This is a genomic window from Methanobacterium lacus (assembly GCF_000191585.1).
In the GTDB taxonomy this organism is placed as follows: Archaea; Methanobacteriota; Methanobacteria; order Methanobacteriales; family Methanobacteriaceae; genus Methanobacterium_B; species Methanobacterium_B lacus.
Genome location: NC_015216.1, coordinates 2,333,050 through 2,345,705, shown reverse-complemented (window position 1 = coordinate 2,345,705; position 12,656 = coordinate 2,333,050). Strand labels below are relative to the sequence as shown.

The window sequence follows — 12,656 nt, the reverse complement described above, 5'->3', positions numbered from 1 at the left end:
ATAATCATCAGCTGCCTGAAATTAGAACAGTAGTTAGGTCAGTTAGTTGATGTTTGGTGTAAGGAATTTATGAGAGTAAAGTCTTAGCGTACGAATCATGGATAATCAAGTTTAGAATATTTAAGATTTTTAGTGTGTTACAAACAAATGATGGATAAATTGATCCATATAAATTCACTGGTTTTGAAATATATAGGTATAAAATCCTTTGAAATCGCTGAAAAAGAGTATAGGAGTTTTCGGAAGTTTCTTTAAATTTTTGTGTAAAGTCTTTAGGTCATTTACTGTATGTGTTTAGGCATTTGATAATTTACTATCCCTATTGGAGGATCTCTTGGAAGCTTGTTTTGTAATGATTTTGCTATACTTTTCACAAATTTAGACTCAAAATTGATTAAATATTTTTAGCATTTGATTCGTTAATAGTTTTAGGTTTTAATTTCATAGGATGGGTTTATATTGAATTGTAGATTAAATAAATTCTAATATCTTATTTAAAAAATAGAATTAATCTAACGAAATTAAAAATAAGTTGAATCATTTCTAAAAACTTTTTGGGGGTTAAATATGGTCTTTACAAATAAAAACATTGCTTTAACAGCTTGTTTTGTATTATTTTTTTTGATAATTATCTCGGTCGGAGGGTTTTACCTTGCATCTGCTGAGGGCAACAGCAACACCATCTACGTCAACCCTGTAAGTGGTAACGATGCTAATGATGGTTATAGTTGGTCAACTGCGAAGGCAACCCTGGCAAATGCCATCACAACAGCTTCAAACAACGGAACAATTTATTTAGCAGATGGGAATTACAACACGACTGCTAACTACAACCTAACCATCAACAAGAACTTGACTCTTAAGGGTCAGAGTCAAACTGGAACAGTCATTAATGCAGAGGAAGTTAGTGGCATATTCAATGTAACTGCTAACATTACTTGCACGATAGAAAATTTAACACTTGAAAATGGTAATGCAACCAACGGGGGAGCAATTAATAACATGGGAACATTATCACTCAACACATGCACTTTACAAAACAACTCTGCATCAAATTATGGTGGTGCAATCAATAACGAAGGATTCTATGGTCAAGCCACAGCCAACATAGCTAATTGCACATTTTTAAGCAACAATGCAACAGATGGTGGTGCCATTATCAATGAAGGAGCTTATGGTAGTGCTGTATGTAATATAAATAATAATACGTTCTGGAACAACTCTGCACTATACGTTGGCGGTGCAATATTTAATGGAGGTATTTATGGTAATGCCAAAGCCACTATAACTAATAATAAGCTCCTAAATAATCATTCAAAGGGACATGGAGGTAGTAGTGGTGCTATTGACAATGCAGGTGATTACGGAAATGTTACTGCCACGATATCCAACAACATACTATCCAACAACTCAGCAACATTTGTTGGTGGGGCCATTGAAGACACTGGATTTTATGGTAACAACACCAACACAACCATAAGCAGCAATATATTCATAAATAACGCTGCAATAAATGGCGGTGCTGTTATAAACGATGGAGATCGGGGTAATAACCTCGTAACTACCGTAACAAACAATACATTCCTAAACAACACTGCAACCAACGGCGGTGCAATTTCAAATGCAGGTGACTATGGTAATGTTACGGCTTCTGTCGATAATAATCATTTCCTAACTAATACTGCCACCGACGGAGGGGCCATCGATAATTCAGGAAATTATGGTAATGTTACAGTCACTGTAAACAGCAACACACTTTTAAATAACACTGCATTAGAAGGCGGTGCCATCATAAACGATGGAGATTATGGTAGTCAAGTTAATGCGATGTTAAACAATAATACATTCATAAATAATGCTGCAAAAGATTATGGTGGTGCTGTGTACAATACTGGAGATTACAGTAACTCTACTGTAACCATTAGTAACTGTACCATTATAAACAATACTTCAAACAGATTTGGTGGCGGAATTGATAATGAAGGGAATTATGGGGTTGTAACATCTACAATAACCAACAATATTATTGCAAACAACACAGCAGCTGATGGTGGAGCTATAAATAATAATGGAAATTACGGTAACGCAACTACGACCATCACCAACAACACAATCACAGACAACACTGCAACTGATAATGGAGGTGCAGTTTACAACACAATAGAAGATGGATATGCTAATGTTACTTTAAACTACAACCATATTGATAATAATACAGTAATAGAAGTGTATAATGAAGACGCTACAATTAGTGCAGAAAATAACTGGTGGGGAACCAACTTCAAAGGAACAGATCCAGAATCTGCTGGCATGACTAACTTCAACATCCAAACATGGCTGTATTAACCAATATTGCCATAGCATGCAATTAACTGTAAATTAGGAACACATGAAGTGTATTAATATTTACTTAATTGCTTCCTTTTTTTTTAAATTAAATATTTTTAGCCTATTTATCTTCAGCTTCGTAGCTTTCAAGCAATGTTTTTTCATCTTCATTATTTGGGAATTTGAAGTATATGAGAATCCCGCCAATGAAAATTGCCAGTATTCCTGCCAAATAAGCCCAATGATCTCCAGCTAAGAAAGAGAATTTCGCAGCACTTATTATATTTGACGAGTACTGCGGATACTGCAGAGCAACATTTGATGCACTGTCAAATGATTTAAGAAGCTCGGAGATGATATTGTTCGAAATTTGACTTTGTTCCGAACTTGGAAGTCCAGAAATTTTTGTACTGAAGGACTTTGCATAGCCCGCAGTTAAAAGAGCGCCGAAGATTGAGGTCATGATTGCCCCTCCAAAATCTCGCTGAAGATCCGCAGTCCCTGATGCCATTCCCTCACGCTTCAGAGGAACGGATCCAGTGAGTGAATGTGATGCAGGGGTGCCTGCAAATCCAACTCCTACACCAATGAATGCATATGCAAGCCCCACCTTCCAGTAGGGAATGCCCTCCTTCCAAAGAAGGAGCATGGTTAAAAATCCGAATAAACAAAAAATGTAACCTAAAAGCAGGGTGAATCTGGAACCTCTGGAGCTTACGAGCCTAGCAGAAACTGGAGCCACCAGCACCATGCACACCACAGCAGGTAAAATAGTTAGGCCAGAATTAAAGGTGGAGTAGTTCAGTATATTCTGGAGAAATTGCTGTCCAATGTACATGGCACCCATGAGGGAACCAAATACAATGATCCCTGCAGTTGCTGCCACCCAAAATATCTGGCGTCTTGCAACTTTCAAGTCGTACAATGGACTCTTGGCATGTTTTTGTCTGTAAATAAATAGTATAAGGGCCACAACAGCAAAGACCAGTAATTCCAGTACGAAAATTCCTTGATTAGGTACCGGTGCGAAGTTTATGGCCATTATAAGTGTTCCGATCATTAAAAGGGATAAAAGTCCCCCTACATTGTCTACAGAATCTGGGGTTTCATTTATATGTGCTGGAACATATTTTATTGCCATTAACAATGCCAAGAATGCTAATGGTAACGTAATTAAAAACACAGAACTCCAGTTGAAGGATAAAAGGAGATAACCTGATATTACTGGTCCGAGAGCAGCAATGGCTGCACCTATGCCGGACCATAGGGCAATGGATTTTGTCCTGTCATTACCAGACCATAGAACAGCTATCAATGCAAGGGTAGTTGGAAATGCCATACCTGCAGCTAAACCACCTATGATACGTGCCACAATAAGAACATCAATATTCGGTGCCAATCCTGCAAGTAATGAAGCAGGTATTGCAAGCAATGTTCCTGCGATAAGCATGGTTTTCCGTCCGTAATGATCACCAATAGCACCGAACCAGAGTACAGAGGCAGCAAGACCCAGAGAATAACCAACAGCAACGAGATTTAATTGAAATTGAGACGCATCAAATGCAAAACCAATTGAGGGGAGTGCAACGTTTGCAACAGAAAGATTCAAATTCGCAACACCCGCAACCAATATGAGAGTGGCTAAAACTAGTTTTTCAGGTTTGTCCCGATTTTTCGCTTGCAAATGGATCACCCAACAATAAAAATTATAAAATTGGACTAATTATTTTTAGTTTTAGATTACAACATTTAATTAGTTTTCCTAAGGGCCATCAATCCCCACGAAGAAAAAAATTAGTAGTTTCTGCACCATAAATGAAACTAGTCTGTTAATCCAACATTTTCAAGGTAAAAAATTATGGAACCAAATGAAATAGCAATTGAAAGGTTAGAAAGTCAACACGTAGGATCGGGTAGGATCAGATCCCCTGCCAAACTTGTGTCTTGGCTTGTGGCTGTACAAGCACAGGAATATGATGGTGCTAAATGGTCAATAGGGCTGAGATTAAGAAATAAAACAGATAAATATGTTGAAAATGCACTTAAATCCAAAAAAATAGTTAGAACATGGGCTAACAGGGGAACATTACATATAGTTAACTCCCAAGATTTGAAATGGCTGCTCAACTTAATAGGGCCACGTTTGATAAGAAGAAGTTCCCGAAGATATCGAGAACTGGAATTAGATGAAAAAACTCTGAAAACAACTGGAAAGATCCTTCAAGAAGCGCTTTCAGGCACAAATGGAATTCAAAGGTCCAAGTTAAGGGAAATTCTTATTGAAAATAAAATTTCAACAGAGGGACAGAGATTTACATTCATACTGCAAAGGGCTTCGTTGGAAGGTTTAATTCACCAGGGAATTTCAATTAAAAACGATCCAATCTACCATTCATCGGAAGATCTTCCATCACCACAACTCACAAATGAGGAGGCATTGATGGAAATTTCCAAACGATATTTCCATTCACATGGTCCTGCAACCCTTAAAGATTTTGTTTGGTGGTCAGGATTAACAGTTAAAGATGCAAAAACAGGATTAAAATCTGTAAAATCCGAACTAAACAGGTTTGAAATGGGAGATAAAACTTACTGGTCAAAAATTAGCTCCATAACTCATGAAGGGCAACTTCAAACTTGGCCAAATATTAAAATTCTACCACAGTACGATGATTATTTACTGGCGTACCAGGATCGTGGAGCATCCATTGATGGAAAAGTTAAACAACTTTTAAAACCAAAGTATGGCAGATTCAATCAGGTAATTCTAGTCAGCGGCAAAGTTACAGGAACATGGAAGCGCAAGATCACTAAAAATAACGTAGACTTTAAATTAAACTATTTCAGGCCCCTGAGTGAATCTGAGAATAAAGCATTAGTTTCTGAGATAATGTGTTACTCAAATTTCATTGACAAAACTTGTACAGGTATTGAAACCAATTTTTAAGGGTGTAACTTCATGACTACATACATATCCATGGTAAGGGGAATTAACGTAGGAAGTAAAAGAATTAAAATGGCAGATTTGAGGGATATCTATACATTCCTGGGTTTTAAACCAGTTAAAACCTACATTCAAAGTGGTAATGTAATTTTTAAATCAAACATCGATGATCCAGATGAACTGGGCCAAAGAATAGCACAAAAAATATTTGAAACCTACAATTACCATGTGGAAATCGTAATAAGGACCATGGAAGAACTTAAAACCGTGGTTCAATCATGTCCATTTGGGAATAAAGAAGTGGAATATTTACATGTGACATTTCTTTCAGCAATACCTGGGGGAGATAGGGTTCGTTCAATAGATATGGAGAATATTAATGGAATTAAGAGTACTGAAGAATTTAAGTTGCTTTCTAAAGAGATCTATCTATATTTGCCCGAGGGTTACGGCAGAACTAAATTGAACAACAACTTCTTTGAGAAGAAATTGGGATTAAATGCCACAACAAGGAACTGGAAAACAGTTAATAAATTATTAGAAATAGCAGAGAGCTTATAAAAAAAATATAGTTATTATTTAAAAAGAATCCTTTTAGGGATGTTTGAGTAAAAATAAAATAAAATAGAGAAATAATTCTCCAGTTATGGAGAAATTTCTCTTTTAGGTTTTTTTTTAGATTCCAGCTCCGCCAGGAACATGGTCGTCGTTGGTAATGCCCATGATCATAGGTTTTGGAAGTTCAATTCCTATGGTTTCTTTGATAACATCTTCAACAGTTTCCACTGGTATGAAAGTTATCTCAGTTTTAACATCTTCTGGAACATCGTCAAGGTCTTTCACATTCTCTTTAGGCAGGATTATACGGTTTATTCCTGCACGGTGGGCTGCAAGTACCTTTTCTTTGATTCCTCCAACTGGAAGTACGGCTCCCCTCAAGGATATTTCACCGGTCATTGCCAGTTTAGGATCGACTTCGTGACCTGTTACTAGTGATGCTATGGTACTCAAGAGAGCTACACCTGCAGATGGACCATCTTTAGGTATTGCTCCTGAAGGTACATGTATGTGAAGGTCCTTTTTATCGAACTCAGCATTTTTCATGTTGAAGGCCAGTCTTGAACGAATCAATGTCTGGGATATTTTAGCTGATTCCTTCATGACATCTCCTAACTGTCCTGTGAGTGTTAATTTACCTGTTCCCGGCATGAAGGCACCTTCAATGAACAGTATATCTCCACCTACTGGAGTCCATGCTAGTCCGGTAACAACTCCTGGAGGGTTGTTTTTACCTGCTCTGTTGTACTGGGTGAGTTCGTGTCCAAGTATGTCGTAAAGCATGTCTGATTTTACAACATATGGTAGTTCAACATTTCCAAGAACGATCTTTTCAGATACAACCCTTGCAACTGCCGAAAGCTGTCTTTTTATTCCCCTAACACCTGCTTCTCTTGTGTACTTTTCTATAATGGTTTTAAGTGCTTCATCCTCTATTTGAAGCTGTTCAGAGTCGATTCCATGATCTTCAAGTACTTCTGGTATGAGGTGTTGTTTGGCTATGTTGAATTTTTCGTGGCTGGTGTAACTGCCTATTTCTATGGTTTCCATACGGTCTCTGAGCGGTCCTGGAATATCTCTGAAGGAGTTGGCTGTTGCAATGAAGAACACATCTGAAAGGTCGTAGGGTACCTCGAGGTAGTGGTCTGAGAAGCTGTCGTTTTGTTCAGGATCAAGCACCTCTAGGAGTGCACTTGCAGGGTCACCATTGTAGGCTGCCATGAGCTTATCAACTTCGTCCAGAATAAATACTGGGTTGGTTGTTCCGGCTCTTTTCATTCCCTGTATGATTCTTCCTGGAAGGGCTCCTAAGTAGGTTCTTCTGTGGCCCCTTATTTCTGCTTCGTCTTTAACTCCTCCAAGACTTATTCTCACATATTCCCTTCCTAAAACTTCTGCTATGCTTTTACCTAAACTGGTTTTTCCAGTTCCTGGTGGGCCCACAAGGAGAAGTATGGATCCCTGTTTGTTTTGTTTTAGTTTCATCACAGTCAGGTGCTGGATTATACGATCTTTGACCTTTTCAAGTCCATAATGCTGTTCATTGAGCAATTTTCTAGCTGCTTCAATATCCACATCTTTTATTTCACTTTTTCCCCATGGAAGGGTTGTTAGGAGATCTAGGTAGCTTCTGATGATGTTTTCTTCTGAACTGTGTGGTCCTTGTCTGTCTAATTTGTCAACTTCTTCAAATGCTGTTTCCTTGACTTCTTCCGGCATTTCAGATTCTTCAATCAGTTCTCTGTAATCTTTTTTGCCACTTCCACCTTGGGAGTCGTTCAGTTCTTCCTGAATAGCTTTTAACTGTTCTTTCAACATGTTTTCCCTGTGGGTTCTGTTCATTTCATTGTTGAATTTGGCAGCTAGTTCCATTTGGAAGTTGATGGATTCTTTCTGTTCTATAAGGATGTCTATAAATTTTAAACTTTTATCCTTGAGAGATCTGATTTCAAGGAGTTCTTGCTGTTCTTCTATTGAAATCCTGAGGTATGGGTAGACGTATCCCATGATCTGGCCTAAGTCATTTAACTTGTTTATCTGTTCTACGTAGGTCTGTGAGCCTTTAAAGTTTTGACTCATTTCAGATACTAGATCCTTGATGTGTTCAACAATTTCCTGTTGAGTTTCTTCATCGAGATCAACGATGTCTGGTACAACTCTGTAGGTTGCTTTAAATCCTGGACCATCAGGAATTACATCTTCTATTTCTACCCTTTCTTCTACTTGGACCATTATTTGGTAGAAATCTTTCAATGGTTTGATATTTTCTATTCGGATCAGGGTTCCGATGCTGTAGAGATCAGACTCTGAATAAAGTCCCTCTAAATTATCTTCTTTAACTGCCACAGCTATGGCTTGAAAATCATCATTGGCAACTTTTTGGTAGAGTTCACCACCTACTTTTTTACCGATCTTGAGGGTCATCTTGGTGCCCTGTATCAAGACCTTGTCTGATATGACTAGTACTGACAATTTTTTATTAACATTTATATCGTTCATGGTATCACTTTTGGAGGATTTTTTAGGATTTAGGTAAATTTTTATGCAATTAAAATTAATTCATTCTTCGTTGTGTTCGCATTTGTTGAAAACACAACAAAAAAGGGAGTCAATTTTTTCTTTGTGTTCAACGAGGGCGTTTTTATTGAATGTGTAGTAAATATAATTTCCTTGTTTATTGGAATGTAGTATGTTTACAGTTTTGAGTATTTTCAAGTGTTGTGATGCTGCTGGCTGGGTTAAGCCCATCATCTCTGCCATTTCAGTGACGCTGAAGCTTTTTTTTTCCGTTGATGCCAAGCAGTAAATAAGAATCAACCTGTTGACATTTCCCAGAGCTTTAAATAATTCTTCCAATTCCTCTGATCGATCTTCGTCATCAGGTTCAATTCTTAGCATCATGTTACATAAGTATATACTTATATACTTATATACCTTTCTGTTTTTACAAAAGAAATATTCATTTCAAACACCATAGTAATAAACAGCAACAATTTCCAAAATAACAGAGCTTGTGTTTAAAATGGAAACAACAAAACTAACCAGAATTACTGATTTAATGACTAATTTTGCAGTTAACACAGGGTTAGATCCAGAATTTTCATCACCTGTGAGATATCTATGGACAGATGCCTTTGCAGTCTGTAACTACATGGGACTATACAACTTAACAGGAGACACCCATTATCTTGATCTTGGAACAAAACTCATTAACCAAGTTCATCAAGTGCTGGGTAAGTTGAGAGATAAATCTGGATGGATAAGCGGACTAGACAAAAAAACAGGTGAAAAACATCCAACCATAGGTGGACTGAGAATAGGGAAAAAAATGGATGAAAGAGAGCAAAACCAAGAATATGATGAAATTCTCGAGTGGGAAATGGATGGCCAATACTACCACTACATAACCAAATGGATACATGCACTCAACATCACAGCCAAAGTATCTGGTGATACAAAATATCTTCAATGGGCTGGAGAATTACTTAAAACAGCGCATGATGCTTTCACATACTCTCCTGCCCCAAACATTCCATCGAGACTCTACTGGAAGATGAGTGTTGATCTAAAACGACCACTGGTAAGTTCCATGGGGCAGCAAGATCCCATGGACGGTTATGTAACCTACAAAGAAACAGAAACCATATCGTCCATGTTTGATGGTCAGAGATATGAAAGGGAAATCAATGAAATCAGTACCATATGCAAGAAAATGGATCTTAAAACCAACGATCCACTTGGTATCGGAGGACTTCTGACGGATGCAACTAGAACAACCCAGTTAATGGTTTATGGATCCATAAAAAGACCGGAAATATTGGAAAATCTTCTGAACTCAGCACTCTTGGGCATCAAATCATACAAAGAAACTGGTCAACTAGCCTTAAATCCAGAACATAGATTAGCATTTCGTGAACTTGGCCTTTCAATAGGTTTTAAGGGACTAGATCTAATGGAAAGATGCATAGAAAACAATCCAGAAATTTTCATATCCACCCATCTCAAGCAATTAAAACAGCTTCAAAACTATCGATATATGGTCCGATACATCGATGAATTTTGGTTAGATCCTAAAAATCAGTACTCCATGAACTGGAAAGAACACAGGGACATTAACACTGTAATGCTTGCAACCGCCATGTATCCCGATGGATTTTTAATAATTTAGTAAAAGAATGAATAGAAATTAAGTTGGCAGGTTGTTAGTATTTGAACTAGTTGGAGCTGGAGTTGAATTTATTGGGGTGATGTTTGCTGAATTATCTGGGGTGGAGCTGTTGGTTTGGTTGTTTGACGGGCTTGTGAATGGAACACTCACAACTGTAGGTACGGCTATGGGTGTTGCTTCCATATACCTGGCAGTTATCTTAGGTATTATAAGCTGTCCATTGGAAATTGAAACGTAGTTGTAAGTTCCGACCACATCTCCATAAACTGTTACAATGTCTCCGGCCTTAAACTGAGTTTGGGCATTGTAGCTTACAAATATAAGATCAGAAGTTGACCAACCACCGTTAACTGGGGTTACAGACATCACTATTTGTGTTTTCCCGTTGTTGGTGTTTATGGAAACTACTTTTCCACTAAATTTTACATGTTGGCCAGTGTACTTTCCAATGTTGGTACTGAGCTCTTGATATCCAACTGAGATACATGAGGCTTCGTACTGGCTGAGTGCATTTCCAGTTAGTGGTGCATCTCCATAAACAAGATTGAAAACTAGGAGGGCTATTAATATAATTACCACAGCTGCTGCTATGATGATTCCAATTTTGTTTCTTAAACTTTGATCAAAAAACCAGTTTATAAAGTCCTGTAATCGGTCCCTCACATTAACCCCTCTACCATTTAAAGAAATTCTACAGTTACATGTTAAATTTTCAGATAAATAAAGTTAAACCCTTTTGTATCAAAGATTTTCAAGACATTCATCCTTGAGTATTTTTGCATCTTCGTTGGATGGATTTATAACCAGTGCTCTTCTGAAACATTCAATGGCCTTCTCGTAACGATTGAGTTCGAGTAATGCAACTCCCTTGTTACAGATGAATGCATCGTTTCCATTGTCGTGTTTAATGGCTTCGTTGTAACATTTCAAGGCTTCAGCATACCTTCCAAGTTCCATGAGTGCATTGCCTTTCCTGTTCCACATTGCAGCATCCGGTGATAGATCAAGACAGAGTTCAAGGGCCTTATCATAACAGTCCAGAGCTTCTTCAGTTCTTTCTAATTCTGATAGTATGTTGCCTTTGGCATTCCAAACATCAGGATCTTCTGGGTTAATAACGAGTATTTTGTTGTAACATTTCAGTGCTGAGTCCAGTTCCCCCAACATTTCCAAGATAAAACCCCTCCAGTAAAGTATTATCTCGTTGGAATCATTGATCTTCATGGCTTTGTCATTGCATTTTAAAGCCTTCTGGGGTTGATTTGAATTTAAAAGTGCGATGGCCTTGTTGTTGTAAAGATACTCGTTGTTGGAATCTAGTTCAATTGCCTTGTTGTAGCAGTCCACAGCTTCTTTGAACCTTCCAAGTCTTGATAAATTGTCCCCCTTTTTATTTAAAAGATAAACATCGTCCGGATCAAATTTGAGGGCCGCAGAATAACAGGCCACGGATTTGTTGTATTTACCCACATCAAAGAGTATGTCTGCCCTTTTTGTTATGAGGGATTTTTCATCGATCTTTTTACCCTCCCATTCCTCGATGGGAAGTTTCCTGAATCTTATAACTTGAAACAGTGACGAATCTTCTGTATCTTCGGGGTATATCTTCCTGAAATCTGTTTCAAGTTCCTTTGCTGTTGAATATCCTTCTTCTTTAGCCAGGGAATCATTTTTAATAAGATCTCCAAATTTAACTACTTCAACATCAGTTACCACAGCCTCGAAAAGTTTTTTTCTTTCCTTTGACACAAGGTTCCAGTAGCAGTGCAGCCTGTCACCGGGAATTAATGGTTTTTTCCATAGTTTCCGTATAGTTGCTGTTTTCTGACCCGTTATAAGTTCAACATGACGGCTTCCAAAGAGTAAAATTGGTATATAAGACACCTTCTTTAATTTATTATTATTACTTAATTGTCTGAACTAGATATTATTTCTTCTCCAAACTCGTAGGTTTTGATACGAATATTATCCAGGTAGGGCTTCAATGATTCTGCAATTTTCTTTACATCATCCCTCAAAGGCATAACAGCTTCTTTTAATCTTTCATCAAGCACAGTTTTACTATTGAACTGTTGCAAGGTGTAGATGTCACATTGGATTGATTTTGCAATTTCAACAACATCCTCAGGTTCCATGAGTGCAGGTACGTAGGTTGTTCTGCACTCAAGAAAGGTATCAGGATCTTCGCTGCAAATTTCCATGCTGGATCTGACCTGTGATCCAATGGCTTCACCTATGATCTGTTCATATTTATTGAAGGGCGCTTTAATATCTAGAGCAACATAATCAATTAGTTTAATCATTTTTTGAAGTTTTTCTGGGTAATATCCGTTTGTATCCATTTTAGTTGATAGTTCAAGGGATTTTGCATGCTTTAAAATTTCAAACACTTGCGTATCCTGCATTAATGGCTCTCCACCACTTATCACAACACTATCTATGAAATCAATGGATTCTTCAATTTTCTGGAATATTTCTTCCAACTGATATACATCTCCACCTTCTATGATTTCAGAATTATGGCAGTACGGACATCTTAACATGCATTTAGCTGTGAAGATTACCAATGCCATTTTACCTGAAAACTCAATGGAAGATATTACCATGCCCCCGATTTCTATGGAGCTGCTACAGGATCCTTTTTTACTCATGTTAAAC

General features: G+C 37.6%; 10 protein-coding genes. 4 read left to right on the top strand and 6 right to left on the bottom strand.

All coding sequences use genetic code 11. From position 1 onward, the window contains the following. Positions 1-567: 567 nt before the first annotated feature. Positions 568-2,346 (top strand): beta strand repeat-containing protein, encoded by a 1,779-nt coding sequence (locus METBO_RS11395; RefSeq protein ID WP_013645870.1) that lies wholly within the window; start codon positions 568-570, stop codon positions 2,344-2,346. A 103-nt stretch (positions 2,347-2,449) separates the two neighbouring features. Here METBO_RS11395 and METBO_RS11390 read toward each other — a convergent pair whose 3' ends face one another. Further along, the gene (locus tag METBO_RS11390) at positions 2,450-4,021 is read right to left on the bottom strand and encodes an MFS transporter (protein ID WP_144017564.1); all 1,572 of its coding nucleotides are present in this window, start codon (positions 4,019-4,021) and stop codon (positions 2,450-2,452) included. Positions 4,022-4,186: 165 nt separating this feature from the next. Between METBO_RS11390 and METBO_RS11385 the strand changes: the two genes are divergently transcribed. Further along, positions 4,187-5,275 (top strand): winged helix DNA-binding domain-containing protein, encoded by a 1,089-nt coding sequence (locus METBO_RS11385; protein WP_013645868.1) that lies wholly within the window; start codon positions 4,187-4,189, stop codon positions 5,273-5,275. A gap of 12 nt (positions 5,276-5,287) precedes the next feature. Continuing rightward, the gene (locus METBO_RS11380; protein WP_013645867.1) at positions 5,288-5,833 is read left to right on the top strand and encodes a DUF1697 domain-containing protein; all 546 of its coding nucleotides are present in this window, start codon (positions 5,288-5,290) and stop codon (positions 5,831-5,833) included. A 114-nt stretch (positions 5,834-5,947) separates the two neighbouring features. On the opposite strand, the gene lon is transcribed toward METBO_RS11380, so the two are convergent. Next, positions 5,948-8,329, bottom strand: a complete 2,382-nt coding sequence (gene lon, locus METBO_RS11375) for an endopeptidase La (RefSeq protein WP_013645866.1) — start codon at positions 8,327-8,329, stop codon at positions 5,948-5,950. Between the two features lie 60 nt (positions 8,330-8,389). Continuing rightward, entirely contained in the window at positions 8,390-8,731 is a 342-nt protein-coding gene (locus METBO_RS11370; protein ID WP_013645865.1) for an ArsR/SmtB family transcription factor, read from the bottom strand. Positions 8,732-8,852: 121 nt separating this feature from the next. On the opposite strand from METBO_RS11370, the gene METBO_RS11365 reads away from it, so the two are divergent. After that, positions 8,853-9,998 (top strand): hypothetical protein, encoded by a 1,146-nt coding sequence (locus METBO_RS11365; protein WP_013645864.1) that lies wholly within the window; start codon positions 8,853-8,855, stop codon positions 9,996-9,998. An 18-nt stretch (positions 9,999-10,016) separates the two neighbouring features. On the opposite strand, the gene METBO_RS11360 is transcribed toward METBO_RS11365, so the two are convergent. The 3 genes from METBO_RS11360 to METBO_RS11350 all read right to left on the bottom strand — a co-directional run bounded on the left by METBO_RS11360 (position 10,017) and on the right by METBO_RS11350 (position 12,649). Beyond that, positions 10,017-10,661, bottom strand: a complete 645-nt coding sequence (locus METBO_RS11360; protein ID WP_013645863.1) for a hypothetical protein — start codon at positions 10,659-10,661, stop codon at positions 10,017-10,019. 78 nt (positions 10,662-10,739) lie between these two features. Further along, a complete protein-coding gene (locus METBO_RS11355; protein WP_083804512.1) occupies positions 10,740-11,873 on the bottom strand; it encodes a tetratricopeptide repeat protein in 1,134 nt (377 codons plus the stop codon). A gap of 32 nt (positions 11,874-11,905) precedes the next feature. Next, on the bottom strand, positions 11,906-12,649 hold the full coding sequence (locus METBO_RS11350) for an anaerobic ribonucleoside-triphosphate reductase activating protein (protein ID WP_013645861.1): 744 nt from the start codon (positions 12,647-12,649) through the stop codon (positions 11,906-11,908). Positions 12,650-12,656 lie beyond the last annotated feature (7 nt).